This window comes from Lysinibacillus sp. RC79 (assembly GCF_041262405.1).
Taxonomy (GTDB): Bacteria; Bacillota; Bacilli; order Bacillales_A; family Planococcaceae; genus Lysinibacillus.
Genome location: NZ_JBGCCD010000024.1, coordinates 50,725 through 75,797, shown reverse-complemented (window position 1 = coordinate 75,797; position 25,073 = coordinate 50,725). Strand labels below are relative to the sequence as shown.

Here is a 25,073-nt window from a genome sequence, read left to right as displayed (position 1 = left end):
AATAAGGCACTTCCTGTTCAAAATTGAACAAGAAGTGCCTTATTTTTACTGAAAAGGGTTCGCTTTTATGAAAACGTAAGTTTTTCAGTGCCCTCATTATGAGTTGTGGCTTTTTATTATGTATTTGTAATAAAAGTAAAATACTTTTATGTATTTTGTTAATTTAACCGTATGACAATGCCTTTTCCTTTAGCATTGTCACCTTCTTAGCTAGAAGAAGATTTTTTCAATTACAAAGAAAACCAAAAGTAATTCAGAATAAGTGAGCTTTAATTCAACTTTCATACTTTCACCACCTTTTATTTAGTTAATAAATATACTGTGCGGTGAGCGTAAATTATATTCCAACTATGTCAAAAGCAGAAGAAGTGACGAATTGGAATCCAGGTTCAACAGTATTACAGGGAGGAGTAGAAAATATTATTAAATAGGGCACTGATAAGAAACATATACAAGCACAGCATTTAACAGCACTGCAGAATAAAGAACTTACTACAGTTAGTGTTCTAGACCTAGTAGAAACCGTGATGGATCGCAGTGGTTTGCTTAAATAAAGACATATTAAATGGTATTATAATGATAGATTGGTAAATGGGTAATAAAGCTAAACATGAGATCGAGAAGGGAGGTATTATAAATGGAAATTAGAAAGCCGAACAACTTAGAACTAGAAGAAATTATAGCTCTTTCGCCACAAGCTTTATTTGATGGTACACTGGGCGGAGTAAGAGCAACAAATGAAAAAGTTTTAAACCTTATAGAACCTCTTCTAAAAAAAGGGTGCTATTATTTGATAGCAACAGAGAATAATGAGTTAATGGGATGGATCCTAATTGGGGAAAATAAAGACCAATTTACGGAACAATTAAATGGGTTTATTTATGAGCTATTTGTAAAAGAGACATTTAGAGGTAGAGGTATTTCGAAAGAATTAATGAATGTTGCCATTGAAAATTTGAGACAGGAAGGATATTCCGAAGTCAGACTTAGTGCTTACGTAGGGAATAATGCTATAAAATTATATGAAAAAATGGGTTTTAGTTTAAGAACAGTAAGTATGAAATTACAGTTATAAAAGTCCTTATTTAATCTAAAAATGACAAACGACCAGGACTCATTTCAAAATGAGTGCCTGGTTTTATTTTAAATTCTTTTGTATTTGTTAGGATGGAATTGCTTATGTAATTGGTAACATCATGGTTATAAGACTTATTTATGAATTAGGAGGATGTTCTTTGAAAATTATGCGTAGTTCTGAACTTTTAAGTGATAGTGAAATAATGGATTTATTAAAAGATCATCAAAGGACGAGCAAACTATCTAAAAAAGAAGAACTTACAGAAATGGCTAGGGTGTTTGAGAGAATCGTTAGAAAAGGCAGTGGAGATATATAAGAAAAATCTAGATTTTGGAAGTGAAAGCTTTAGCAATCTATTGTGTAATTTTGAAAGCTTTAAGTTTTTTATAGAGTTTGAGAATAATAATTATATTGTATATTCTTTTGAAAGTATTACGGAGTCTGGGCATTATACTTTTAAAGATAGTGTTTTTTTTACGTTGTTAAAATAAGAAGAAGCTCTATGAACTGTTTTAGGTCATAGTGCTTCTTTAACTTTGCTTAGTGTGTTTTCACCTTGCACTTATGTCACTTAACATTTGGTAAAATAATTGAATATCTATAAACGTTGATATATAAAGGGTTAGATGAGTTTTTGTTATAAGTTAGCCCCACTTTTAGCCCCATTTTCTTTTAAGCTTTGACTAAATACTGATATAGTCTGTTCCTCCAATTCCTGAAGAACATGACCATAAACAGTATGAATCATTTCAGGCGTATTTCCTAAACGATCAGCAATTGCTTTAACAGGGATACCGTTATTCATCAAAATTGTGGCATGTGTGTGCCGTAATCCATGTATTGTAGTCGCTGGAAGTCCAGATGCCTTTACAGCACGATTAAATGTTGCGTTTAACCCTGTGGGAATGAAAGGTTCACCATTATAAGGTGATATGAAAATAAAAGAGTCATCTTTCGAAATATTATCATTTAATTTACGGCCATATGATAGCAACAAAGCTTTGACAGCCGTTCTATAACTCTTTAACTGCTGCAAGATAATATCATCAACTTTTATGGTGCGCTCACTGTTTTGTGTCTTTGTGGTCCCAACACCGTTATTTCCTCTGTGACGCTCAATAGTGATTGTTCGATTATCAAAGTCCATATTACGCCATTGAAGCCCCAAAGCTTCACCTTTTCGCATGCCAGTATAGGCAATTGTTAAAAATAAAGTATAGTAGGCTATATTTTCGTTACGTTTAATATGATCTAGCAATACATTTAGTTGCAATGGTGTAAGGTAATTCTTTTCAGCTTCTCTATTTCTTATAGAGGGTAGGGCAACACCATGTAGTTTGTTACGTAATAAAATTTCATCTGCTACAGCTGCATTAATGGCAGTCCTAAAAGTCTTATGCAAGGAATGAATTGAATAAGGCTTTAATTTTGTTTCTAAGGCATTTATAAATACCTTTTGATAAATATTTTTATCTAGTTTTTGTATCTTATATGACCCTAGATAGGGCTTTAAATAAAGCTTTATAAAAATCTCACGTTGTTCAATTGTAGCAGGTTTCCATTTTCCTTTATTCATTTCAAACCACATATCTAGCCATTGTCCGACAGTTAGGTTATCATTTTCTATATGTTTAGTTTCACCTCGCAGCGTTTGAGCCTTTACATCTACAAGGGCTTTTATCGCTGCTTTTTCTGTTTTAAAACCACTCTTTTTCTTCTCTTTCCGTTTACCAGTTAAACCATCGTAATACTTATGACGGAACATCCACAATTTTTCACCTTTATTATTTAGGTAGGAATAGACTTCTTTTTCTTTTGTTGATTTAACTAATTCCAATTTAATTACATTCCCTTCATCGCTTTTGGTGAGCATGTGTGCAGGGATGAAATATAAATTTATTTGTCGAAAGTTAATTTTAAAATTTGTAGGGCTTTTTGTTTTTCTTCATCAGTTAATACTTTACCGTTAATCGTTATTTCTTTAGCCATGTTAAATATGTTTTCAAGGTCTACTTTTGTTTTAGCTTCACCGACAAAATTCTCTATCATATTTTTGGCTTGAGTTGCTTCTTTATATTCGAGTGAATTTCTTATTAAATCATTAATTTCATCAATTTCAACAGATAAATCCTCCAATTGATCTCGAAGGTCTTTAGCTTGTTTTAATAATTCACTTCTTTCTTTAGATAAAGCACTCGCTTCGTCTTGTTCTTTATCGTTCATTTCATCTATAGTGAGATATTTTTGTAACTTTAACTCTATGTCTTCTGCTTTATTGATGAATTCTTTTTTCTTATTTCTATATTCAGTTTGTTTTGATTTAAGTTCATCACGTTTTAAATACAATTCGGATAAATCATTTCCAGTTAAGTAACCAGCCCTAATCATTAAATCTATATATGGAATATCTAAGACCTTAGCAATTCTCGCTAAAACGTCAGGAGATGGATTTTTTTTTCGTTCATTTTCTAAATGTGAAATGTACCCTTGAGAAACTTCCACCATTTCAGCCAATTGCGTTGTTGTAAGTCCACTTTTTTTGCGAACTTCTTTTATTAAATCTCCTAATGTATTCACATTATTTCTCCTTTCCTTATCATTAATCGGTTTAAATAAATAATACTCAAAGTAATAAAAAGTTGCAAATTATTTATAAATGGTTTAAATTAATACCAAGGGAATTAATACTGATGGTATTATTATTTTGTGCAAGGTGGTGAGTTCGTGGAAAAAATCACTTTATCTGTTACTGAGGTTGCTAAATTAATTGGAATAAGTACCACTACTGTTTATACAATGGTACGCCTTAATGAAATTCCATATAAAAAAGTTCGAGGCAGAATTATTTTTCATCGTGGAACTATCGACAATTGGTTAGCAACACCTTTTAAAGGGGGAGAATCATGATTCCGGCAGAAATAAAAATTGAAGTTAATGAAAATATAATTAGAGAACAATTAGAAAAGCGCGTAAATGAAATTGTTGATAGTACTTTACTTTTGATTGATGTAAAAGGTTTAGCCAAAAAATTATCAATGAGTGAGCGTTTTATAGAGGAAGAATTTTTACATGATCCACGCATTAAATTACATGAAGTTAAAAAGAACAGGAAACGTTGGTACTTTTATAAACCAACAATAGAGGCAATTACGGAAATTTTACGTACAGAATGGTAAAAAAATAAAAATGCTTTTGGTGAGCGTGTACAGGAGATGTCGTAGCAACAAGGTGGTGAAATTGTGGCAATTAAAGAAAAAGAAAAGATATTAATGGTAGTAGAAGAAAATATACCGGCAGAATTAAAGGATTTTAGAAATTGGGTCTTATGGCGTGCTGAATACAATGAAGATCGGCAGCAGTTTGATAAAATTCCGTATCAAATTGACGGTAGAAGAGCGAGTCATTCTAATTTTGCAACTTGGAATACATTTGAGATTGTATATAAAACTTATGATGAAAGTAACCAATACGATGGAGTAGGATTTGTTCTTTCTGTAGAGGATCCGTATTGTTGTGTGGACGTAGATGATATCCAATCCATAGATGAATTAGATGAACTTGCAGAAGAAATTATTTCAATGTCTTATGCAGAACAATCTCCTAGTGGAAAAGGATTACATGTGTGGTTTAAACACAAACATAATAAGGAACGTCATAAAAATAAAAATCAGCAAACTGGCTATGAAATATATGATGATAAGCGCTTTATCTCATTTACAGGTGAATCATTAAATGAATTACCAATATGCGAAGGTGGAGTTGATTTAGATAGTTTCTTAGATAAAGTTTTAAAACGTGAAGTCGTTATTACACAACAAGTTAATCCTTTAACATACGGAAAGGCAGCTACATCAGAAGAAGAAATCATTAGAATAGCACTCAACAGCAAAAATGGAGAAAGATTTTATAAATTCCTTTTTGGTGGTTGGGAAGAAAATTATGATAACAATTTTTCAAATGGAGATATGGGATTTTTAAATGACCTTGCCTTTTTTACTAATCGAGATCCGTATATGATGGATAGCATTTTCAGAAAATCAAAATTAATGCGTGATAAGTGGGACCGTCCACAGAATACTTCTACTTATGGATGGGAACAAATTTCTAAAGCGATTGCTGAATGTAGAGAAGAATTTGTGTTTTCTGACACACCTAAGGAGGAAGCGAAGGGGATTTGGTGGCGCGCTAATGGTAATGGAACATTCACTTTCATGCATCATATTTTAGCGAAAGAGGTTCTAAAAAGTTACCCTATAGTTCGTTATCCGACACCTCACAGTGATTTGTATTATTACAACAAGCGGAAAGGTATTTATGAACAAGACAGATCAGGTAGACAAGTTTCTGCAATTACAAGAAGTTTCGATGATGAATTGAAATCGAGTCAAGTTAGAGAAGTTTTTAATTATATTCAAGAGTTATCACCGATCGTTAATAGAATTAATGAAAATTATATAGCGCTTGAAAACGGAATTTTAAACTTTACAACTTTCGAATTGGAGTCGTTTACATCAGATATTTTTGTTTTGCAAAAGATACCTGTGAAATATAATCCAAATGCATATGACGAGTTTGTAGATTCGACATTAAAGAAAGTAACTCAAGGTTATGAGCCGAGCATAATGAACATTCAAGAGATGTTCGCATGTGTTTTATACCCAGGAGTGTTAGTTCCAAAAATTCATTACTTATATGGTAAAAGCGCAAGTAACGGCAAATCCTCAATATTGAATATGATTCATAAAACTTTCAATCGTGATGGTGGCAATATTTCAGCAGTAACACCACAGAAATTGGCGGTGAACACTTTTGCTGGTGCGTCTGTATACGGTAAATTAGCAAACATTGTGGATGATAATTCTGATTCGTTAATTGAGGATAGCGGACTGTTAAAAACGATTATTACAGGCGGTTATATTGAAATCGAGCGTAAAGGAAAGGATGCTGAAACGGTTAAAGTTAACACTAGCATGATAATTGCTAGTAATCATTTGCCCAACTTTAACGAGTCCGGTAATTCAATAAACAGACGACTTCACATTATACCGTTCGAGCACAATTTTTCATTGGATGCGGAATGTTTATCAGACGTTGAAACACAACAACGTATCGAAAGTGATTCCGCTAGAGAATATGTAGTGAAATTAGCTGTAGACGCTTTAAAGCGTATGTTGTTGAATCAGAATCCAGAGAAACTTACACGAAACGAAAAAGCAAACGAACTTGCTGCAACATTCGCTGAACATAATGATCCATGGGCCGATTATTTTCATGAATTTAAAATTGATTATTTTGAGGATACGCAAGGTACAACTGTTGTCAAAGAATATGAGCAGTGGTGTAAGGAGAATAGAGTTCCAGTTCTTGAAGCTAGGAAATTTAAAGAAACCGTTTGTGCTCGTCTGGATATGGAGTGGAAAACTAAAAAAATAACATTGAATGGTTTACCGAAAGCGGTGAAAGGATTTAAGAAAAAATCCAATACATTCAAATTAGGGTAACCAGTTACTTACGAAGTAACTATGATGGTAACCGATAAAACTCAATTGTATCAAGGGTTGAACTGTATTTTTGAGTTGTTGGTTACCGGTTACCGTACTTTCACTCTATTCTTTTATATATAGGGTGTATATACCCTTATTATTTTATTTTTCTTTTTATAGTAACTTAGTAACTAATAAATAAAAGATATATATAAACCTTGATATAACAATGTTTTTATTGGTTACCGTAATCAGTAACCAAGAGTAACTTTTTATTAAATTGAGTAACCGAAAGGTGGTGATGCAATGACATTTAATAAATGGTTAAAACGATTAGTTTATGAAGATTCACCAATTGGAGATTTAGCAAGAGACAACAAGGTAGATCCAACGTTCCCTGATAGTGATTCATATAACGAATTGTATGATTATCTAATTTCACAAAAGGCGAGTGACTTATGTTTACTTTCATTCGATAAAGCATGGGGAAAATATTTAACAGAATGTAATAAGGAGGAAACACAATGAAACACATCCATGAACAAGGTTATGCAGCTATCATGAAAAATCTAAAAGAATTGAAGCAATATTTAGATCAAGAGGAATACCAGCTTGCTAAAAATAGAGCGGATGATATTGAAGCAATCTTATTGGCAAATAAAGATACTAAACCGAGAGCCACTAAAAGAAAATGGGATGATGAAAGATGGAACTGACAAGTAGGTGAAACCACAAAGACAATGCAAACATTCTACATGCAGAACATTAATTGACTATGACCAGCAGTATTGCGAGAGCCACAAGCCACGCACACAACGTCCGCAACAGTCCTATGCAGAACGTATGGAGAAGGATGGGCAATACAGACGGTTTTACAAAAGCAAGTCATGGCAAAACCTATCATTTCGTTACCGCCTATCCCATCCAATATGCGAGGAATGTATCCAGCTAGGATTAGCAGTTAAAGCGGACGTAACAGACCATATTGTGGAGATTAAAGATGATTGGACAAGGAGGTTAGATGAAACAAATTTACGCAGCTTATGCCATCATCATCATGCGATTAAGACAAAGCAAGAACAAATGAAACGTTCCCTTCTATAAAAAGAGGGGGGCTTGTTCTGTGGACGTGAGGACCGTTGAGGAGTCCTTTCTTCGCATAAAATGCCTTTTATGAAGTTATTTAGTGTAATCAGGTTATTAAAGGTAAGTTAATTGTGTTATACTATTAGTAGAACAGGAGGTTGGAATAATGGGGAAGAAAATCAAATTAGTTCAGCCGACAAAGGCGCATATTTCTAAAGCCGAGCGGTTAGATCGTGAAGCTATGCGAGAAGAATTATTTGAATATCCCGACTTGAATACACTGCCTCCAACATTTTTGAATGGTGAGGCACTGAATGAATGGAATCGAGTTGTGCCTTTATTAAAAAGTGACATACCTATTTCAGAATTAGATTATTCACTGATTGCTTCTTATTGTGCAGCAGTCGGAACAATCATCGAATGCCAAAATCATATCAATGACAATGGTGCGATGTTGAAAGATGGGAAATCAAATCCCGCAGTGCGAGTACAATCTCAAGCGATGAAAGATATGCGAATGTTAGCAAATTCATTAGGCATGAGTTTAGATTCTCGAATGAAATTAGCACTCAACAAAGCAAAAGAAAAGCCTGTAGATCCATTCGAAAGTTTGTTAGGCAGTGACTAATTTTGCACTTGAATATGCGGATAAAATCCTTTCAGGTGAAATATTTGCTGGGGAGAAAATAAAACAGGCGTGTGAGCGTTTTAAACGTGATTTAGAGCGTTCGCAAAATGACAACTTCTCTTATTATTTCAACGAGCAACAAGCAAATAAAGCGATTGCTTTTATGGAATTGTTACCTTCTACAGATGGTTCGAAAATTGAAATGCTACTTTTTCAAAAGTGGATTCTTTCAGAGTTATATGGCTGGCGTGAAAAAGGAACGGAGAATAGGCGTTACAATCGTGCATTCATTTCAATGGCACGTAAAAACGGTAAGACTTATTTAGTTTCTGGTATGGGCGCAAATGCTTTATTAGTTGAACAGCAACCAGCGGAAGGTAGACAGATTTTATTCGTATCAAATGCACTCAAACAAGCGAAGTTAGGCTATAACATGATGAAAAATAGTCTAAACAAAATTGTGAAAAAGTCCGAATTTATGCGACACCGTTTAAAAATATTAAATGCAGAAATACGTGATCTTCCTTCTAATAGTGTTGCAATGGCATTAGCGAGTGATACATCTACTCTTGATGGCTACGCTGGAACAACAGTGATTCTTGATGAATGGCATGAAGCGAAAGACCGTAAAGTCTATAACGTTTTAAAGTCAGGTATGGCACAAGAAAAAAATGGTTTGTTAGCAATCGTTTCTACTGCTGGATTAAATCCAAACGTACCGATGTATGAAGAATATGAAATGTTATCAGATGTTTTAATCGGTAAAGAAAATGCAGACCGTTATTTCATAGCGATATGGGAAATGGATTTAAAAGATTGGATTGAAGATGAAAACAAATACATTGCTGCTAATCCAATTTTCGAGCATAAGGAAATTAAACGTACCATGTTACCAGCTATTCGTGATGATGTTCAAATTGCGCTTAAACAAAATAACTTAAATGCAGTATTGGTTAAAAATTTTAATATGTGGCTGCAAGCGAGTGAGGATTCTTACATCAGTGTGGAAGATTGGAAGGCTGCAGAAGCGAAAACAATTCCAGATATTATAGGGAAAGATATTTATATAGGTATCGACCTTTCGAAAACAAATGATTTAACGTCAGTAAGTTGGTGTATTCCGTTAATTGAAACAGGTCAACTATATTGCGATAGCCATTCGTGGGTTGGCACAAAGTATGGGCTAACACAAAAAATTAAACGAGATGGCATTAATTATGTAGCACTTGAACAAGTAGGCGAATGTTCTATTACTAAATTAGCGAGTGGCATTATCGACTACGAGGATATTTTCAATTGGATCATGCAATTTATCCAAGAAAACGAATTGAATGTACAAGCAATATGCTACGACAAATGGAACGCTAACACATTGATTACCAAGTTAGAAAAAGAACATCTTCCATTGGTAGAAGTCCGGCAAGGTGTATTCACATTAAACACACCGACCAGGACATTTAGAGAGCAGTTATATGATGGGAATATTATTCATTCCAAAAATAAGTTACTAACATATGCGGTCAATAATGCGATTTTAAAAATTGATAATAATGGTGTCATTATTAATAAGAATCGAAATAGCGAACGTATTGATCCGATAGCTGCATTGATGAACGCATACACACAAGCTATGTTCCATTTTGAAGATATAGAGGGGGCGAAAGCGAATAATGAGTTTTACGTTTCTGAAAACTTTAGTTTTTAGTCATTTACACACCGTTTTATTATTGCTAGGCATAGCGTTTATTGTGGCAGCAGTACAGATTTTAACGAATATCGGCTACACACTTTTAACCATTGGCATATTCATTGTAATTATTGCTCTCTTAATTGAAAGGGGGTGGAAAGATAAATGAGTTTCTTTAAAAGCTTAAACACTGTACAGGCACGTTCAGAGCCTTTTCTAGACCATCTAGTTAGCTTAACGTCAGATGATGCAACAATCCAATATACAAGCGTTAGGGCATTGAGAAATAGTGATATTTTCGCTGCGGTAAAAATACTTGCTGGTGATATTGCTTCTAGTGAACTTATGGGGAATGGGAAAATCGTCAAGTTATTGAATAACATGCCTAACACTTATACAGATAGCTGGCATTTCTTCTTTAGTATAGCAGCCAATGTTTTATTGAATGGTAATGCTTTTGCGGAAATCGAACGAGATTCAAGTGGAAAAGTAATAGCGATTCACCAATTAAGCAATAGTGTAAGTGTTAAACAACTCGACAATGGCAGTATTGTTTACGAAACAACTACAGATGATGGCAAGCAGTACAAACTTGATAGCGAGGATATTCTTCACTTCAAGCATTTCACTACAGACGGATTAGTCGGGGTAAGTCCACTATACGCTTTAAACGGTGAGTTGAAATTACAGGATAGTGGCAACAAACTATTGTCTGGTTTCTTTAATCGAGGGGTTAACGGTGGCGGTATCTTAAAGGTGAAAAAGTCCGATTTAGATGCAACAGCTAAAGAAGCAATTCGAAAAAAATTCGATGAAGCGAATGGCAGCACAGACAATGCGCTCAAAACAATTGTGTTGGATGAAACATTTGAATACACGCCAATTCAGATTAATACAGAAATCCTTAAATTAGTTAATTCTAATGATTGGACAACCAAGCAAATTGCTAAAGTATATGGGCTTTCTACAGATCGTTTAGGTGTGGAAGCAAATCATAGTAATACAGAGCAGTCCAACAAAATGTATTTACAAAACACATTAACGCACTATTTAAAAGCATTTGAAGGGGAGTTATACAACAAATTAGGTGTAGAAATTACCTTCAATGTAGACCGTTTCAACAGCGATACACAAACCACATTTGAAAATGCGGTGAAAGCAGTTGAAAATTCCATTATGACAATTAATGAAGCACGTCAGAAAATCGGTCTTGATCCTATTGAAAATGGCGATAGATTAATAGAAAAAAATAAAGTCGAAAGTGGGGTAAGTCAATGACAACTGAAGAAAAAGAAAAGCGTTTAACTGAAAATGCAGACCTGGAAGCACCGACCAAAGCACAAACAGGAGAAGCAGGTTCAGAAAACGCTCAAAATGATGATACAAAATCAGACGATACAAAGCAAGAAGAAAAAGTGATTAGTGGTTACGCAATTAAATTTGGTACACCTTCTAAAGATTTAGGTGGCTTTGTGGAAGTTATCACACCCGAAGCACTAAAAGAAGTAGATCTCTCAAATGTAATTATGCTACATGGACATGATTATGGTAAGCCGTTAGCAAGTGTAAAGGCTGGTACGTTAAAGCTAGAAGTTGATGAAATTGGGCTTCATTTTGAAGCAACTTTACAAGACACAACCTATGCAAGCGATATTTACAAAAATATCGAAGCTGGCATTGTGGATTCAATGTCATTCGGTTTCGAAATCGGGATAGATTCATTTGATAAAAAAGAGGATGGAATAGTTACACGCAGCATTGAAAAAATGAATGCGTTACATGAAATTTCAATTGTTACGATTCCAGCTTATAACGAAAGCAATGTAAAAGTTAATACACGCTCATATGAAGCATGGGCGAACCAAAACAACAATACGAAAGAGGTAGATAATATGGCAAAAACACTATTAAATAATGAAAAAACTGAAACACGTTCATTCGAACAATATATTCGTTCACAAGGGCAAGTACGAGATGGTTTAACAACAGTGAATGCAGATGTAGTCATTCCAAAAGATGTTATCGGTGAAGTATTCGATTTAAAACGTCAACGTTACAACCTGGCACAATACGCTACAGTAAAAGAAGTTTCAAACGGTCAAGGTAAATATCCAGTAGCAACAAATCAAGAGGCGACACTTGCAACAAAAGCAGAATTAGCTTTAATTTCAGATGTGGAAGCCGAAATGTTTACACCCGTTGAATATAAAGTTGAAACGCGCGCTGGGAAAATTGCACTTTCAAATGAAGTGGTAGAAGATGCAGCCGTTGACATTGTGGCAGAGGTAAAGACCCAACTTGAAAAGCTGGTGGAGAACACAGACAATGCGAATATCATTGCAAAATTAAAAGCCTTCACAAAAGTAACAGGTACAGGATTAGACGACTTGAAAAAAGTGAGTAACGTCACACTAGATCCAGCACTTAGCAAAACAACAATCGTCAACCAAGATTCATTTAATTATTTGGATACATTAAAAGATGCAGATGGGCGTTATATCCTTCAACCAGATGTAACAGCACCAAGTGGTTATTCATTATTCGGTAATCCTGTGGTAGTAGTATCAAACAAATTACTGCCTTCTCCAAAAGCCGGCACATATCCAATGATTATGGGAGATATTGCACAAGCCATCTTTGTAGCACGTAGAAACCAAGTGACAACGCAATGGGAACAATTCGACTACTATTCACAAGGTTTAGCGGTTATTGTTCGTAATGACTATCAAGTAATTGATGCAGACGCAGCGCGTTATATCGAAATTATACCAGCTTAATTTGATTCATAAAGGGATGGGCGTTATGTCTATCCCTATTTTTATAGAAAGGTAGGAATGATATGAGCTTAGTAACTGCAACATTAGCAAACATTAAATTATCTTTGCGTGTAGATCAAGATTATGATGATGAAATAATTATGGCATTACTTGAAACAGCGAAGCAATATGTGAAAGATGCTATTGATAGCACCAGCACAAATAGCGTTATCGAGGGATATAAGCAGTACGATTGGGCAGTTAGCCTATTAACACAACATTGGTATGAAGGGCGTTTTGAAGCACCAAAGGAACACATTCCAACAACCGTACAAGCGTTACTTCAACAAATGCGAGGTAAATACTATGCTGGCGAGTAATTATAGACATCGTATTCGGATTTTAGAAGTAACTATTGAAGTAGATGAACTATTACAAGAGATTGAAGTGATTAAAGAAATCGGTTCGTTTTGGGCTGATATTCGCACCTTAAAGGGAGAAGATATTCAAACAGCTGGTACGGAGTTTCAAAAGAATACATTCCGTTTCATTATGCGATACAATCCAACAATCCGTAGCAATATGATTATTGAATATCAAGGGCAACGTTATGATATTGATGAAATCGTCAATGATAATATGCGGAATAAAACACTTACCATTATTGGCAGAACAAAATTAGGGTTATAAAAAAAGAGGACAACTGTTTCTCCAATAATATGGAACTGTTTTTCTATTAATGACACTTGTTTCCATGATATTATGATTAGTAGGGAAGGAGGTGATGATATGACTACAGCACCAGTTATTTCTGCTTCAATCATTGTGGATGTCGAAGGCGAGTTGTATCATGCAGTTACTGTAAATAATTTAACGAAAGAAATTCTTTTACAACCATTAGAAGAGTATGTATCTGAGCGAACTAACTTAGAAATAGGGAGCCAGGAACTTCAAGAAAAGATTGCTTTAAGGATTTCACAAACAAAAGAAAGAAATACATTCGTGAAAGCAAAACAATTAGAGATCGAAAGATATTTTGTTAGCTATAAGTAGCTGATACATAAAGGTCACATCTAACAAGGTGTGGCTTTTTATATTGTCAAATTAAAAATAATAATTGATTTTGTTCATTAAGTTACTGATTTGGTAAAATAAAGTGTAGTTATTAAAAAAAAGAGGCGTATTAATTATGGAACAGTGGGAAACGGTTTACGAAGAAACATTTGATGTATTTTTTGAATAAAGATTAATATACAGATTGACTATATGAGGTGATGCGGAATGGAAATTTTCAATTTAATAGATAAAGTCGGACAAACCAAAATATATCGAGGTTTTAAGGTAAAGCCTCAAATTAATGATTTAATTAGAATTCCTTATATCCCAAAAGATACAAAACATTTAGTACCAAATCGAAAAAATACTTTTAAACACGTATCCACTGAGAAAGTATATAAGGTCTATAAAGTTGTCAATGTAAACCAGATTCTAATTCGTGATGATCAAGATGATAGCGTCCATCTTCTCAATGGTCAATATCAAGTGGTAGAGGAAATATCAGATAAAGAAATTGAACTGTATAAACAAAATAGAGAAATGTTAGTAATGATTGATAAGTTGATTAAAAGTAAAAATAAATAGAAAAATATTTTGCTAATACTTTTGATTTCTATAAGATGCATGTATGGGGGATAGTAGTGGAATAATACTAACAACTAGTGAAAACATACCAAGGTTACTATATTAGCTAACCTGGTACTTTACAAGTGATGGCAGAACTAGTTTTTTTAATCTCTTATTTCTCTTAACATTACAAAATATAAAATTTGACAAACATTATAACCATGTTCATCTAAACTACCAAGTATATCAGAAACTTCGGGTATATAATCAAAATATAAAGTTGTCCTTTCTGATATTTCCCTAGCTTCATATTCATCAAATTGTGTGAACTCAACCCCATATTCATATATCGTCAATTCTTCAGCCCCCTAATATATTATTTTTTAATTATAAAACACTTTCAGCTGCACGATTAGCCGAGAGTGTTTTTTCTTTTTTTGGAACAAAGTGAAAGAACACCCGAATTATTGGGCGTCCTCTTTTTTATTCCACTCTATCTTCATTCCAATAATATCTGCAATTTCTATAACTTCACTATATTTAATGGTACCACGCGTTAGTTTATTAGAAATGTTTTGAACAGTAGTCTTCTTTTCTGTTGGCAAACTTTCATTCATTTTTTCGACTATATCAGTTATTGTCCACCCTGAAGATGAGATATAACCTTTAATTTCGTTTTTGATTGTATTGGACATATTATTCCTCCTTTTCTTCATTATAGCCAATAATTACACTTTAATAAATAATTTTATTTAAAAATGAATAAAAAGGATTGATTTTTTATTCGTTATAGTTTAAAGTTACACCATAAAGAATAAAAAACATCAGATGACTATCAATAGTCAGTCGGTGAATGGACTAGAAATAGCCGACATCTAGAAAGGGGAGAGAAAATGAAAGTTACAGCTAAAGAATGGCGTGTTATGTCAGACCATAATAAACAATTACTTTTAAATGCGGTAGCAACTAAATAGAACATATATAGAAGGGAAATGATGGACATGCAACAACAAACACAACATACTTTAAGAACAGTCGCACATGAGAATAGTAGTAACGCATATATTTTATCTGCACAGATGATTCAATTAGAGGTTGTACAAGGTGCTGTAGCTCGTTTAATGGACAGAATTGACGAGATTACTCATAAAGGTTGGGATAGAAACCCTGGAATGGCGTGTTGTGCAATTGATGAAATACGAGATACAGTGCGTCTGATTGATATGGCTTTATTTCCTTTATACAAGGAAATGTCAGAAGAAGTTAATACTCTGAACGTTCATGCACAGGAATTGTATGAAACGGTAATTAAAAGCGAATCAGAAGTTCATAGTGTTTGACCTTTAAATGAGCTGTATTTTTATTGTCTAATTGAAGGATAATTCATCATTTTGAAGAATTATTAGCTAGAGGTGGAAATGATGAAACATATTTTTGATCAAATAAATTACAAAAAACTTTTAAATGAGAAGAATAGAGCTGATACTCTTGGTTTTAGTGAAAAGAAATATATAAATACCGTTCTCGAAACTAAATATAACGAGCCTGTATTAATTTGTTATCCAGCTGATTTAAGTGATTTTGCTGTTACAATTTTTTTAATAAGTTTTATTAAAGGGAAATATCATCGTGCTTATATGTACTTAATTTTTAAAGATAAGGTCATGAATATTTCAGATATAGGTGTATTAAAAGATGAAGCTAAAAGTAGAGGATATGGAGATTTATTAATGGTTACTGCTCTTGAGATAGCAAAATCAAAAGGTGCATCTATCGTAACTGGTAATATGATTTTTGAATCATCAGAACAAAGGAATCGTCAAATAAATTACTATTCAAAATATGGCTTTCAAATTGATGAAAACTACAAGCTAAAATTAGTTCTCTAAAAAATATTAGATTGTTGTAACCCTTCCACAATCAACTGTGGAAGGGTTTTAAGTTCTTAGAAATGTATTATACCGAGCAGCGCTATTTTTTGTAAGTAGGCTATTCTTATAATTGACCAACAAAAAAAGATTGAAGCAAATAGCCCCAATCTAATTATTTCATCTATACAAACATGCCCACCAAAGCGTTAATAATTAGCCCCATTTTAGCCCCAATAAGCCCCAAAAACATGCCGTAATATACACCAATTTGCTAAGTGCATAATGGAGCCTATTATCTAAAAACGTTGATATATCAATGTTTTGAAGGTGCTGTGTGATTAACTTACATTCCTGTCACTTTACATTTGGATAAATCATCGTTGCAGGGTCCACGTATTCATCGAACTGTTCCTCTGTTAGTAAACCAGATGCAATCGCTGCTTCTTTTAATGTTGTACCTTCTTTATGGGCTTTCTTCGCGATTTTTGCCGCATTTTCATAACCGATATAAGGGTTAAGTGCAGTTACAAGCATTAATGAGTTTTGTAAATTATGGTCAAGCACTTCTTTGTTTGGCTCGATGCCGACAGCACAATGATCATTAAATGATTTCATTGTGTCTGCTAGTAGGCGAGTTGATTGTAAGAAGTTATAGATAATGACTGGTTTGAAGACATTTAGCTCAAAATTACCTTGGGAAGCGGCAAAGGCAATTGTTGCGTCATTGCCAACAATTTGTGTAACAACCATTGTCATCGCTTCACTTTGCGTTGGATTCACTTTACCGGGCATAATGGATGAGCCAGGCTCGTTTTCTGGAATTGTAATTTCACCGATACCTGAACGAGGACCACTCGCTAACCAGCGAACATCATTGGCAATTTTCATCAAGTCAGCGGCAAGAGCCTTTAATGCGCCATGTGCGACAACGGCTTCATCATGACTCGTTAGTGCATGGAATTTATTTGCTGCAGAAGTAAATTGTTTGTCTGTCAATTCACTAATTTCCGTTGCTACACGCTCACCAAATTCAGGATGTGCATTAATACCTGTACCAACTGCTGTTCCACCAATCGCTAGTTCCTTCATATATTCAATATTTTGGATAATCATTTGCTCAGATTTAGCAAGCATTGCTGCCCAGCCACTAATTTCTTGGCCTAAAGTAAGTGGTGTTGCGTCTTGTAAATGAGTACGACCAATTTTAATAATATCTTTAAATTTCTCAGCTTTGTCATCAAGTGTTGCTTTTAGTAAGCGTAGTCGAGGAAGTAAATAATCTTCAACTTTTAATACTGCTGCGATATGCAAAGCTGTTGGGAAAGTATCGTTTGAGCTTTGAGATTTGTTGACATCATCATTTGGATGAATACGATCAGCTTCACCAGCATTTTGTAAAATTTGGTTTGCTCGGTGCCCAATTACCTCATTGACGTTCATATTTGACTGTGTACCACTACCGGTCTGCCAAACTACAAGAGGGAATTGATCGTCCCACTGACCATTTAAAATTTCATCAGCTGCTTGCACAATCGCATTTGCTTTTATATCTGAGAGCTTACCTAATTTATTATTGGCAATCGCAGCACTTTTCTTTAAAATGGCCATTGCTTGAATTAGCTCAATAGGCATTTGTTCTGTTCCGATTTGGAAATTCTCTTTACTGCGTTGCGTTTGAGCACCCCAAATTTTATCTGCAGGTACTTTAATTTCACCCATAGTGTCTTTTTCAATACGATAATCCATGTAAAACAGCTCCTTTATTTATGTAAATCTCTTCAATAAATTATTAAAGATCAATTATGACTAGGCATAATTGTGTCCGGATTCGGCTTGTGCATGCACAAAGAATCCTTTTCTCTATTTCAACGGGTGTCCAAACATCCGCTGAAAGAAGTTGAAAAACGGATATTCTTAGTCTGATGTAAGAATATCCGTTTGATACATGCTTATTTCAAAAAAATAGGGGGATTCTGAACTAAGCATTGCAGAGTAAAGAAATAATCTATTGATAATGATAATCGTTATCAATAAAAAAGTCAAATTCTTTTCTTGATAATATTTGTTTTATTGAGAACATTTCACGATGGAATTTTTTCTTAAAGTTCGATCCCCGTTTTTTAAAAAAGTTAAAACGCTACCATTAATTGATAGCGTCGGTAGGTAAATAGGGAAGAGCTATCTCTTTTTCTTGCCAATCTCTTTTACTGGTTGTTTTTTAGGCACTTTTTCAAAAATGATACTTACGTGATAGTTGCTGTCGTCGATTTGAACAATCTGGACAATCTTTGCTTTACGTCCTTTAATTTTAATGTTCTCTTCTACGGTAGGTAGACTTACTAGTAACTGGCTTAAAACGGACGTCTTGTTTTCATAAAAATGAGTTACAAACATATTTTTTCTCCTTATAACTTTTTTATTGAACCTAGAAAAAAAGCCCTTCCTTAATTATTTGTATGTAATGTAAAGAGACAGAATTTTTACGAGGTTATTAGCAGGGGGAAGGTTTTACTCAATGTATGAAAAGAACTTATCATATAGAACATTTGTTATACTGCAGGGAACCAATTTTGGATAGACGCTTGACGAAAAAGTAGAAATCAATTATGATGTATCGAAATAATTTAACAATGATTGGAAGTAGTAATGAATGTAGTTTGCTTTAGAGAGGTGATGGCTGGTGAAAATCATCGCAAACCATTTGTGAACTCGTTCAGGAGTTTTTATGCGAATGTAGTAAGCATAAACGGCAGCTACCGTTATAGTAAAGTGAGCTTTTTAGCTAATCAGAGTGGTACCGCGGATAACTTCGTCTCTATATTTATTTGAGATGAAGTTTTTTTATCTTCTTTCAGCAAATGTCTTTTGTAGCGAAAGCGAAGCGTCAGCCACATAAGTCTCCGACCTCTATAGGTGATGAGATGAATGCGGATTTAAGCTACTTTTCAGCGGGTGTCCAAACCCCCGCTGAAATAGAGGAACTCAGTCTAAGAACGTCACGTCCTGTGGCAATTTATCTGTGCGAAAGCGAAGCGGCAGCAACAACACACGACTGAGTGACCAACATCGTGTTGGCCTAAAGCCTCCGGCGGATGTCACAGAATCGGAAAGGAGTTAATAAAGGATGTTAGCCTAAAAATCATCGCATCCATGCGATAATGGCTAACTGACCTGCTTCGGTGCCGCTGCCGCTACGCTTTCGCGCAAAAAACATCTGCAGGTCTAAGCACAAAGCCGATTCTGGACGCAATTATGCCGAGGCATAATTGATTTGGGAAATTGAGAAACGCTCGAATACCAGATCGCTCAGAAAAGATGAATTGCTTCATCGACAAAATTCTCGGGCTGTGTGTGTTTATAAAAATAAATAGGGGGAAATGTATGGAGATTACAAAAAAACAGGCAACTACAGTAGGATTAGTAGCTCTTGTATTTTCAGCACTTTTAACTTCGATGAGCCAGGTTTTCTATGCAAAGCAGGTGCAAGAAGTACCGACATTTTTATTTACGGGTATTAGTTTTTTCATGACAGCTATTTATTTCTCTTTTTTTGCACGCAAACATAAACAAGCTAATCGGTGGAAGGGAAATATTAATGATGTAGTGAAGTTGAATGTCGCATCTGTGTTAGCATTTATGGGCTTTTATTTCGCTTTAACTTCTTTCAGCGGGTGTCCAAACATCCGCTGAAAGAAGTTAAAGCCTCCGGCGGATGTCACGGAATCGGAAAGGAGTTCTTTGTGCAAGCACAAAGCCGATTCCGGACGCAATTATGCCGAGGCATAATTGATAATATGTAGAGTCAGCGATTGTAAGTGCACTTGAGATGGGCATTGGACCACTTTTTGTCTTGGTGTTAGCTGTTTTTGCCAAGGAATCCATTCCGAAAGCACAATGGGTAATTGCCACGGGGGCATTTATTGCTTGTACTATATTAATATTAGCGGTTGTTAGTGGGAAATCAGCTGTTCAAATGGACCTAACATTGCCCGTGATAGTAGCATTAATAGCGAGTGTTGGCTGTGGAGTTGGAGCGGTACTTTGTACGATGTATTCTAAGAGATTAAGTGAGGCTGGTTGGACTACTTCAATGATTTTAGCCAATCGTTATTATGGCATAATTTTATTATCTTTTTTCGCGACTTTCGACATATTTTTTAAATATTTCTCGGGAAATATTTCATGGATAATCGCAGTAACAGCAGTGGGTGTCATGCTTCCAATGTATTTATTGCAGATAGGCATTCAGTATTGTTCACCTTTAATCGTAATGATGAGTTTATGCTTTGTTCCAATATTTACATTTTTCTTTCAGATGTTTGATTCAAGGCTATCATGGTCGCCAATTTCCCTTTTAGGAATAAGTCTATTGTTTATTTTGGGAGTGTGTAGCTTGTATTTGGAGAAAAGGGCGGTTTCAGAGTAGCGAAATCGCGTTATAATAGTAGTAAGGGAGGAAACGAAATGTATTTAAAATCATGTAAGGTAATACAGGGAGATATTGTTGATAAAGACCAGTATCCCTTTAATATACCAAGTTTGCAGGATTTACAGGAGCTAGAGTTTCCTACGAATGTGACCTTCTTTGTTGGAGAAAATGGCTCTGGGAAATCAACCCTATTGGAGGCTATAGCTGATCGCTGTGATTTTAATACAGCGGGTGGCGGCCGTCAAAATTTATTTGAGGTACATAAAGCGGAATCTGCACTCGGGGAATTCATCCGTTTATCCTGGTGGCCAAAGGTTTCCAATGGCTTTTTCCTACGTTCGGAAACGTTTTATCAATTTGCGAGTCATATTGATTTGTTAGAAGATCCAAGAAAATATACCGCATTTGGTGGTAAGTCCCTACATCATCAATCACATGGCGAGTCCTTTTTATCGCTATTTATGCATCGCTTTAAAGGGAAAGCCATCTATTTATTGGATGAGCCTGAAGCGGCATTGTCACCGACTAGACAGCTTAGTCTCCTTAAAATTATGAAGGATTTAGAGCATGAGGCACAATTTATTATCGCTACGCATTCACCTATTTTGCTTGGCTATCCAAATGCTACAATTTATAGTTTTGATAGTGGGGAGATTGAGTCTATCCGTTATGAGGATACTATACATTACATTGTTACAAAGCGCTTTTTAAATGCACCGGAAACCATTTTTTCAGAGTTATTTGATGAGGAGAGGGAATAATGAATCAACGTAAAGGCTTAGTTATGCGAGAAATTCGATTGGATGAAATGGCACAGTCAATAGATTTGCTTAATTATGTTTTTCAAATGTCAATGTCCATTCATAAGGATCGTCGCTTTGTGAATGCTAAAAGTAAGCAATTTAATGAGGGGCATGCAATTGGTTGGTTCGATGGTTCACATCTTGTATCTCAAATTTTAAGCCTACCTTTTGAGGTAAATGTTCATGGTAGGATTTATGAAATGGGAGGCATTACTGCGGTTGGAACGTACCCTGAATATTCTGGGCATGGTTTGATGGAGAGCCTTATTATTGAGAGCCTGGAGCGGATGCGCAATGATGGACAATATATATCCTATTTATTTCCATATTCTATCCCTTATTACCGAAAAAGGGGCTGGGAAATTATGAGTGATATTGTGGAATTTCAGGTCAAGGATACGCAGCTTCCTCACTATAAAGGCTTAAACGGTAAAATCCGCCGTGTCGATCCGAAACATGAAGATGTTGTGACCATTTATGCGCGCTATGCCAAGAAGACGCATGGTGTCATGGTACGTAATAGCATTGCTTGGAATGAAAAGTTTCAGGAGGATTTTTGGGAAGAAAAATTTATTGATAGTGATGTGAACCTCCAGGCAGCCGTGTATTATGATGAGGATGATATGCCACAGGGTTATATGTTTTACCGCATTATGGAAGAAAATTATTACATTGATGAGATTGTCTATTTGCAGGAAGAGGCGCGTAAAGGCTTATGGAATTTTGTCTCAGCACATAGCTCGATGATTTACAATGTCTATGGTAAAACAACTGGCAATGAAGCCGTTGCCTTTTTGTTAGAGGATAGTGAAATTATTCAAAAGGTATCCCCTTATTTTATGGCACGAATTGTAGACGTAAAAGAATTTCTGTTACAATACCCATTCGCGGGAAATGATTTTCAACTTCGACTCGCTGTTAGTGATCGCATTGTAGCATGGAATAATGGCACATTTGTCATAACGAAGCAAAATGGAAAAGTTGCCGTTGAAAAGGTGAGTGAGACACAGTCTGAAAATGCTATTCAGCTAACGGTTCAAACACTTGCCACGATGTTACTAGGCTATAAACGACCGAACTATTTAGAAAAAATCGAACGTTTACACGGCAATGCCATTGAAATTGCACTACTAGAGACGGTACTACCAGTAGGCATTCCAACGTTTATTGATTATTTTTAATAAAATTATGGGAATTTGCGCAGAGGTAGCTGTGCAGATTCCTTTTTTTATGGGTTGAAAAGAAAACTGATCGGGTCAACGCAAGAACTGATCAGGTCTAAGAGAAAACTGATCGGGTTAGCGCGAGAACTGATCGGGTCCAAGAGAAAACTGATCCGGTCATCGTGAGAACTGATCGGGTCCAAGAGAAAATTGATCAGGTCAGCGCGAGAACTGATTGGGTCCAAGAGAAAATTGATCAGGTCAGCGCGAGAACTGATCGGGTCCAAGAGAAAACTGATCAGGTTAGCGTGAGAACTGATCAGGTCCAAGTGAAAATTGATCAGGTCAGTGCGAGAACTGATCGGGCCCAAGAGAAAATTGATCAGGTCAGCGTGAGAACTGATCGGGTCCAAGAGAAAACTGATTAGGTCAGCGCAAGAACTGATCGGGTCCAATAGAAAACTGATCAGGTCAGCGTGAGAACTGATTGGGTCCAAGAGAAAACTGATCAGGTCCCGAAATAACTGCTCTGATGAATGTATTTCCTAATTCAGGAAACAACTACTCTGCTGAAATCGTCTCTATATAAAAAGATTGGGGGATACAGATGAACGATGCCGAGAAGTTAGAAAGCAAGAAAATATATATAAAAACGCTTCTAGTGCTACTTATTTGGATTTTGTTTTTTGCTGGTATTATAGGATATTGTATTTATTGGTTATTTTTTGATTGGACTAGATTTAAACAAGAGCTGATTGCTGAATCTACATCACCACAAGGAACCTATACAGTGAAAGCTTATGTTTCAGACGCTGGTGCGACAACTTCTTCAACAGTGTTGGGAGAATTAGTTTTCAATCATGAAAAGAGAAAGTCTAAGAAAATATATTGGCAATATCGAGAAAGTCGAGCATACATTGACTGGAGAGATGATGATACAGTAAGTATTAACGGTGTGACATTGAATGTGCCTGATGAAACATATGATTATCGAAATAATGAGTAGCCATAACCATTACAGTTATGGCTTATTTTTCTGTGATCCAAGCTTTTTTTAACAGTTGTACGCCAAGGATGATTTCCTCCATCTTTAACTTACTAAAGCCTAATTGTATAATAGGCACAGCGCTTGGCTGTTGTAGAAAATATGGGCTCGTAGGGTAGACCTTGACTCCGTATTGTTGTGCATTTTGAATGAGATGTTCTTCTGAAAATGGCGTATGCACCTTGATCAATATATATAGCCCAGATTGTTCTCCAAGTATCGTAATTTTTTCTCCGAATTGCTTTTTAAGTTCCTCTACAAGAGTATTTATTTTATGTTTATAAGTGATACGCATTCTTTTAATATGTCGTGTCCATTCGCCTTGTTCCATGAATTTCGCCATTGTTAATTGATGTAAGGACGAGGCGTTATGTTCAAAATGAGCAAAGCGTTCTTTATATGGCTGAACAAGTGCTTTCGGTAGCACCATATAGCTTAAACGAATAGCTGGTAAAAATGATTTTGAAAATGTCCCCATATAAATCACACATGACTTGTCGATTGAGGCGAGAGCTGGAAATGGCTGTTGCGTATAACGGAATTCCCCATCATAATCATCCTCAAGTATATAGCCATCAACATTTTTGGCCCACTGAATTAAAGTTTGCCGTTGCTGAATACTCATAGAAACACCGTATGGAAAATGATGAGAAGGTGTGACATAGAGTAAGCGTGAATGTAAATGCGCTAAATGTTCAAGCTGCGCACCGTTTTCTAACACAGGTAATGTCTCTATCTGAAAGCCATGCAGCTTAAATGCTTCTCGGGCACCGTTATAGCCAGGGTCTTCTAATATAATACTTGGGAAATCCTGCTTTAAAAGAAAGCCTAGATAAATTAACATTTGTTGGGTGCTGCTACCGATAATAATGTCCTCTTCATTTACATGAACGCCACGAGCTTGAAGCAAATAATGCACAATCTGTTTCTTTAAAAGTGGCTCACCGAAAGGGTCGCCATATTCATAGCACTTTTGTAAAGGTAATACTTGATTGGCGATTTGACGCCAAATTTTCAGAGGAAAATGCTGTTGATCGACTGCACCAGCACGAAAGTCAATAATGATATCTCTACTGTTATTATTCGTATTTTGAGTAATGCTTGGTCGTTCCTCCTCCTGAAGAAAAACTTGTTCAAATTCATTCATGAAATATCCCTTTCGCCCTTCACCACGTATGTATCCTTCCGCTACGAGCTGTTCATAGGCAGTTAAAGTTGTATTCCGACTGACATGTAAAGTTTCAGCTAACCTTCGAATAGAGGGAAGAGAATCATTCGTTTTCAATTTCCCTTGTTCGATTAACCATTTGATTTGCTGATAAATTTGTTTATATTTTGCCTCTTCATCTGTGAATAAGAAAATTAAATCCTTCATAAAGTCCCTCCTTGACATGTTGGAATGTCTAGAACTGTTTCTTTTT

The 25,073-nt window shown here is 35.3% G+C and carries 31 protein-coding genes and 1 other annotated feature; of the genes, 24 read left to right on the top strand and 7 right to left on the bottom strand.

The features are described 5' to 3' along the window. Positions 1 to 637: 637 nt before the first annotated feature. Entirely contained in the window at positions 638 to 1,075 is a 438-nt protein-coding gene (locus ABH968_RS19600; protein ID WP_370046674.1) for a GNAT family N-acetyltransferase, read from the top strand. A 160-nt stretch (positions 1,076 to 1,235) separates the two neighbouring features. Further along, positions 1,236 to 1,394, top strand: a complete 159-nt coding sequence (locus ABH968_RS19595; RefSeq protein ID WP_370046672.1) for a hypothetical protein — start codon at positions 1,236 to 1,238, stop codon at positions 1,392 to 1,394. A gap of 321 nt (positions 1,395 to 1,715) precedes the next feature. Here ABH968_RS19595 and ABH968_RS19590 read toward each other — a convergent pair whose 3' ends face one another. Both ABH968_RS19590 and ABH968_RS19585 read right to left on the bottom strand, forming a co-directional pair. Continuing rightward, positions 1,716 to 2,915 carry a site-specific integrase gene (locus ABH968_RS19590; protein WP_370046670.1) on the bottom strand — a complete coding sequence of 400 codons (1,200 nt, stop codon included), beginning with the start codon at positions 2,913 to 2,915 and terminating at the stop codon, positions 1,716 to 1,718. Between the two features lie 59 nt (positions 2,916 to 2,974). Continuing rightward, the gene (locus ABH968_RS19585; RefSeq protein ID WP_370046669.1) at positions 2,975 to 3,655 is read right to left on the bottom strand and encodes a helix-turn-helix domain-containing protein; all 681 of its coding nucleotides are present in this window, start codon (positions 3,653 to 3,655) and stop codon (positions 2,975 to 2,977) included. A gap of 147 nt (positions 3,656 to 3,802) precedes the next feature. Here ABH968_RS19585 and ABH968_RS19580 point away from each other — a divergent pair, with 147 nt between their 5' ends. From ABH968_RS19580 to ABH968_RS19510, 15 genes are all read left to right on the top strand, one after another. Then, a complete protein-coding gene (locus ABH968_RS19580) occupies positions 3,803 to 3,985 on the top strand; it encodes a helix-turn-helix domain-containing protein (protein WP_370046667.1) in 183 nt (60 codons plus the stop codon). Further along, entirely contained in the window at positions 3,982 to 4,254 is a 273-nt protein-coding gene (locus tag ABH968_RS19575) for a hypothetical protein (RefSeq protein WP_131520367.1), read from the top strand. The genes ABH968_RS19580 and ABH968_RS19575 overlap by 4 nt, the downstream gene beginning before the upstream one ends. Positions 4,255 to 4,317: 63 nt before the next feature. Beyond that, positions 4,318 to 6,579, top strand: coding sequence for a phage/plasmid primase, P4 family (locus tag ABH968_RS19570; protein WP_370046665.1), 2,262 nt, complete (start codon positions 4,318 to 4,320; stop codon positions 6,577 to 6,579). 288 nt (positions 6,580 to 6,867) lie between these two features. Then, complete coding sequence (locus ABH968_RS19565) at positions 6,868 to 7,089, top strand: YozE family protein (protein ID WP_370046663.1); 222 nt, start codon at positions 6,868 to 6,870, stop codon at positions 7,087 to 7,089. Continuing rightward, positions 7,086 to 7,277 carry a hypothetical protein gene (locus ABH968_RS19560; protein WP_370046661.1) on the top strand — a complete coding sequence of 64 codons (192 nt, stop codon included), beginning with the start codon at positions 7,086 to 7,088 and terminating at the stop codon, positions 7,275 to 7,277. The genes ABH968_RS19565 and ABH968_RS19560 overlap by 4 nt, the downstream gene beginning before the upstream one ends. Positions 7,278 to 7,284: 7 nt before the next feature. Next, complete coding sequence (locus ABH968_RS19555) at positions 7,285 to 7,665, top strand: HNH endonuclease (protein WP_370046659.1); 381 nt, start codon at positions 7,285 to 7,287, stop codon at positions 7,663 to 7,665. Between the two features lie 148 nt (positions 7,666 to 7,813). Next, on the top strand, positions 7,814 to 8,275 hold the full coding sequence (locus ABH968_RS19550) for a phage terminase small subunit P27 family (RefSeq protein WP_370046657.1): 462 nt from the start codon (positions 7,814 to 7,816) through the stop codon (positions 8,273 to 8,275). Next, positions 8,268 to 9,980 carry a terminase large subunit gene (locus ABH968_RS19545; RefSeq protein ID WP_370046655.1) on the top strand — a complete coding sequence of 571 codons (1,713 nt, stop codon included), beginning with the start codon at positions 8,268 to 8,270 and terminating at the stop codon, positions 9,978 to 9,980. Before ABH968_RS19550 ends, ABH968_RS19545 begins: the two co-directional genes overlap by 8 nt. Then, the gene (locus tag ABH968_RS19540; protein ID WP_370046654.1) at positions 9,946 to 10,131 is read left to right on the top strand and encodes a hypothetical protein; all 186 of its coding nucleotides are present in this window, start codon (positions 9,946 to 9,948) and stop codon (positions 10,129 to 10,131) included. Before ABH968_RS19545 ends, ABH968_RS19540 begins: the two co-directional genes overlap by 35 nt. Further along, the gene (locus ABH968_RS19535) at positions 10,128 to 11,240 is read left to right on the top strand and encodes a phage portal protein (RefSeq protein WP_370046652.1); all 1,113 of its coding nucleotides are present in this window, start codon (positions 10,128 to 10,130) and stop codon (positions 11,238 to 11,240) included. Before ABH968_RS19540 ends, ABH968_RS19535 begins: the two co-directional genes overlap by 4 nt. Further along, positions 11,237 to 12,739 carry a phage major capsid protein gene (locus ABH968_RS19530; RefSeq protein ID WP_370046650.1) on the top strand — a complete coding sequence of 501 codons (1,503 nt, stop codon included), beginning with the start codon at positions 11,237 to 11,239 and terminating at the stop codon, positions 12,737 to 12,739. The genes ABH968_RS19535 and ABH968_RS19530 overlap by 4 nt, the downstream gene beginning before the upstream one ends. A gap of 62 nt (positions 12,740 to 12,801) precedes the next feature. Further along, entirely contained in the window at positions 12,802 to 13,098 is a 297-nt protein-coding gene (locus ABH968_RS19525) for a head-tail connector protein (protein ID WP_370046648.1), read from the top strand. Beyond that, entirely contained in the window at positions 13,085 to 13,408 is a 324-nt protein-coding gene (locus ABH968_RS19520; protein ID WP_370046646.1) for a phage head closure protein, read from the top strand. The genes ABH968_RS19525 and ABH968_RS19520 overlap by 14 nt, the downstream gene beginning before the upstream one ends. A gap of 99 nt (positions 13,409 to 13,507) precedes the next feature. After that, positions 13,508 to 13,771: a hypothetical protein gene (locus tag ABH968_RS19515; RefSeq protein ID WP_370046644.1), complete on the top strand. Its 264-nt coding sequence runs from the start codon at positions 13,508 to 13,510 to the stop codon at positions 13,769 to 13,771. A 228-nt stretch (positions 13,772 to 13,999) separates the two neighbouring features. Continuing rightward, entirely contained in the window at positions 14,000 to 14,359 is a 360-nt protein-coding gene (locus tag ABH968_RS19510; RefSeq protein WP_370046642.1) for a hypothetical protein, read from the top strand. Positions 14,360 to 14,505: 146 nt separating this feature from the next. On the opposite strand, the gene ABH968_RS19505 is transcribed toward ABH968_RS19510, so the two are convergent. Both ABH968_RS19505 and ABH968_RS19500 read right to left on the bottom strand, forming a co-directional pair. After that, positions 14,506 to 14,697, bottom strand: a complete 192-nt coding sequence (locus ABH968_RS19505; protein WP_370046640.1) for a hypothetical protein — start codon at positions 14,695 to 14,697, stop codon at positions 14,506 to 14,508. A gap of 108 nt (positions 14,698 to 14,805) precedes the next feature. Then, a complete protein-coding gene (locus ABH968_RS19500; protein WP_258269178.1) occupies positions 14,806 to 15,036 on the bottom strand; it encodes an LLM class flavin-dependent oxidoreductase in 231 nt (76 codons plus the stop codon). Positions 15,037 to 15,342: 306 nt separating this feature from the next. Between ABH968_RS19500 and ABH968_RS19495 the strand changes: the two genes are divergently transcribed. Together ABH968_RS19495 and ABH968_RS19490 are read left to right on the top strand one after the other, a co-directional pair. Then, positions 15,343 to 15,681: a hypothetical protein gene (locus tag ABH968_RS19495; protein WP_370046638.1), complete on the top strand. Its 339-nt coding sequence runs from the start codon at positions 15,343 to 15,345 to the stop codon at positions 15,679 to 15,681. 78 nt (positions 15,682 to 15,759) lie between these two features. Then, positions 15,760 to 16,230: a GNAT family N-acetyltransferase gene (locus ABH968_RS19490; protein ID WP_370046634.1), complete on the top strand. Its 471-nt coding sequence runs from the start codon at positions 15,760 to 15,762 to the stop codon at positions 16,228 to 16,230. A gap of 336 nt (positions 16,231 to 16,566) precedes the next feature. On the opposite strand, the gene fumC is transcribed toward ABH968_RS19490, so the two are convergent. Both fumC and ABH968_RS19480 read right to left on the bottom strand, forming a co-directional pair. Then, positions 16,567 to 17,958: a class II fumarate hydratase gene (fumC, locus tag ABH968_RS19485; RefSeq protein ID WP_370046632.1), complete on the bottom strand. Its 1,392-nt coding sequence runs from the start codon at positions 17,956 to 17,958 to the stop codon at positions 16,567 to 16,569. Between the two features lie 432 nt (positions 17,959 to 18,390). Continuing rightward, positions 18,391 to 18,606 carry a hypothetical protein gene (locus ABH968_RS19480; protein ID WP_370046630.1) on the bottom strand — a complete coding sequence of 72 codons (216 nt, stop codon included), beginning with the start codon at positions 18,604 to 18,606 and terminating at the stop codon, positions 18,391 to 18,393. A 227-nt stretch (positions 18,607 to 18,833) separates the two neighbouring features. After that, positions 18,834 to 19,032: a binding site (T-box leader), on the top strand. Between the two features lie 561 nt (positions 19,033 to 19,593). On the opposite strand from ABH968_RS19480, the gene ABH968_RS19475 reads away from it, so the two are divergent. The 5 genes from ABH968_RS19475 to ABH968_RS19455 all read left to right on the top strand — a co-directional run bounded on the left by ABH968_RS19475 (position 19,594) and on the right by ABH968_RS19455 (position 23,613). Then, positions 19,594 to 19,902, top strand: coding sequence for a hypothetical protein (locus ABH968_RS19475; RefSeq protein WP_370046628.1), 309 nt, complete (start codon positions 19,594 to 19,596; stop codon positions 19,900 to 19,902). A 136-nt stretch (positions 19,903 to 20,038) separates the two neighbouring features. Next, on the top strand, positions 20,039 to 20,638 hold the full coding sequence (locus tag ABH968_RS19470) for a hypothetical protein (RefSeq protein ID WP_370046626.1): 600 nt from the start codon (positions 20,039 to 20,041) through the stop codon (positions 20,636 to 20,638). Positions 20,639 to 20,676: 38 nt separating this feature from the next. After that, positions 20,677 to 21,402 (top strand): AAA family ATPase, encoded by a 726-nt coding sequence (locus tag ABH968_RS19465; protein ID WP_370046624.1) that lies wholly within the window; start codon positions 20,677 to 20,679, stop codon positions 21,400 to 21,402. Continuing rightward, a complete protein-coding gene (locus tag ABH968_RS19460) occupies positions 21,402 to 22,625 on the top strand; it encodes a GNAT family N-acetyltransferase (protein WP_370046623.1) in 1,224 nt (407 codons plus the stop codon). Before ABH968_RS19465 ends, ABH968_RS19460 begins: the two co-directional genes overlap by 1 nt. Before the next feature lie 589 nt (positions 22,626 to 23,214). Then, positions 23,215 to 23,613: a DUF5412 domain-containing protein gene (locus ABH968_RS19455; protein ID WP_370046622.1), complete on the top strand. Its 399-nt coding sequence runs from the start codon at positions 23,215 to 23,217 to the stop codon at positions 23,611 to 23,613. 22 nt (positions 23,614 to 23,635) lie between these two features. Here ABH968_RS19455 and pdxR read toward each other — a convergent pair whose 3' ends face one another. Then, positions 23,636 to 25,027 (bottom strand): MocR-like pyridoxine biosynthesis transcription factor PdxR, encoded by a 1,392-nt coding sequence (gene pdxR, locus ABH968_RS19450; RefSeq protein WP_370046620.1) that lies wholly within the window; start codon positions 25,025 to 25,027, stop codon positions 23,636 to 23,638. Between the last annotated feature and the right edge of the window lie 46 nt (positions 25,028 to 25,073).

Coding starts and splice junctions, on each gene's coding strand:
- ABH968_RS19600 (WP_370046674.1), top strand. CDS start 638: ATGGAAATTAGAAAGCCGAACAACTTAGAACTAGAAGAAATTATAGCT.
- ABH968_RS19575 (WP_131520367.1), top strand. CDS start 3,982: ATGATTCCGGCAGAAATAAAAATTGAAGTTAATGAAAATATAATTAGA.
- ABH968_RS19565 (WP_370046663.1), top strand. CDS start 6,868: ATGACATTTAATAAATGGTTAAAACGATTAGTTTATGAAGATTCACCA.
- ABH968_RS19560 (WP_370046661.1), top strand. CDS start 7,086: ATGAAACACATCCATGAACAAGGTTATGCAGCTATCATGAAAAATCTA.
- ABH968_RS19550 (WP_370046657.1), top strand. CDS start 7,814: ATGGGGAAGAAAATCAAATTAGTTCAGCCGACAAAGGCGCATATTTCT.
- ABH968_RS19540 (WP_370046654.1), top strand. CDS start 9,946: ATGAGTTTTACGTTTCTGAAAACTTTAGTTTTTAGTCATTTACACACC.
- ABH968_RS19535 (WP_370046652.1), top strand. CDS start 10,128: ATGAGTTTCTTTAAAAGCTTAAACACTGTACAGGCACGTTCAGAGCCT.
- ABH968_RS19530 (WP_370046650.1), top strand. CDS start 11,237: ATGACAACTGAAGAAAAAGAAAAGCGTTTAACTGAAAATGCAGACCTG.
- ABH968_RS19525 (WP_370046648.1), top strand. CDS start 12,802: ATGAGCTTAGTAACTGCAACATTAGCAAACATTAAATTATCTTTGCGT.
- ABH968_RS19520 (WP_370046646.1), top strand. CDS start 13,085: ATGCTGGCGAGTAATTATAGACATCGTATTCGGATTTTAGAAGTAACT.
- ABH968_RS19515 (WP_370046644.1), top strand. CDS start 13,508: ATGACTACAGCACCAGTTATTTCTGCTTCAATCATTGTGGATGTCGAA.
- ABH968_RS19510 (WP_370046642.1), top strand. CDS start 14,000: ATGGAAATTTTCAATTTAATAGATAAAGTCGGACAAACCAAAATATAT.
- ABH968_RS19500 (WP_258269178.1), bottom strand. CDS start 15,036: ATGTCCAATACAATCAAAAACGAAATTAAAGGTTATATCTCATCTTCA.
- ABH968_RS19495 (WP_370046638.1), top strand. CDS start 15,343: ATGCAACAACAAACACAACATACTTTAAGAACAGTCGCACATGAGAAT.
- ABH968_RS19490 (WP_370046634.1), top strand. CDS start 15,760: ATGATGAAACATATTTTTGATCAAATAAATTACAAAAAACTTTTAAAT.
- fumC (WP_370046632.1), bottom strand. CDS start 17,958: ATGGATTATCGTATTGAAAAAGACACTATGGGTGAAATTAAAGTACCT.
- ABH968_RS19480 (WP_370046630.1), bottom strand. CDS start 18,606: ATGTTTGTAACTCATTTTTATGAAAACAAGACGTCCGTTTTAAGCCAG.
- ABH968_RS19475 (WP_370046628.1), top strand. CDS start 19,594: ATGGAGATTACAAAAAAACAGGCAACTACAGTAGGATTAGTAGCTCTT.
- ABH968_RS19470 (WP_370046626.1), top strand. CDS start 20,039: ATGGGCATTGGACCACTTTTTGTCTTGGTGTTAGCTGTTTTTGCCAAG.
- ABH968_RS19465 (WP_370046624.1), top strand. CDS start 20,677: ATGTATTTAAAATCATGTAAGGTAATACAGGGAGATATTGTTGATAAA.
- ABH968_RS19460 (WP_370046623.1), top strand. CDS start 21,402: ATGAATCAACGTAAAGGCTTAGTTATGCGAGAAATTCGATTGGATGAA.
- ABH968_RS19455 (WP_370046622.1), top strand. CDS start 23,215: ATGAACGATGCCGAGAAGTTAGAAAGCAAGAAAATATATATAAAAACG.
- pdxR (WP_370046620.1), bottom strand. CDS start 25,027: ATGAAGGATTTAATTTTCTTATTCACAGATGAAGAGGCAAAATATAAA.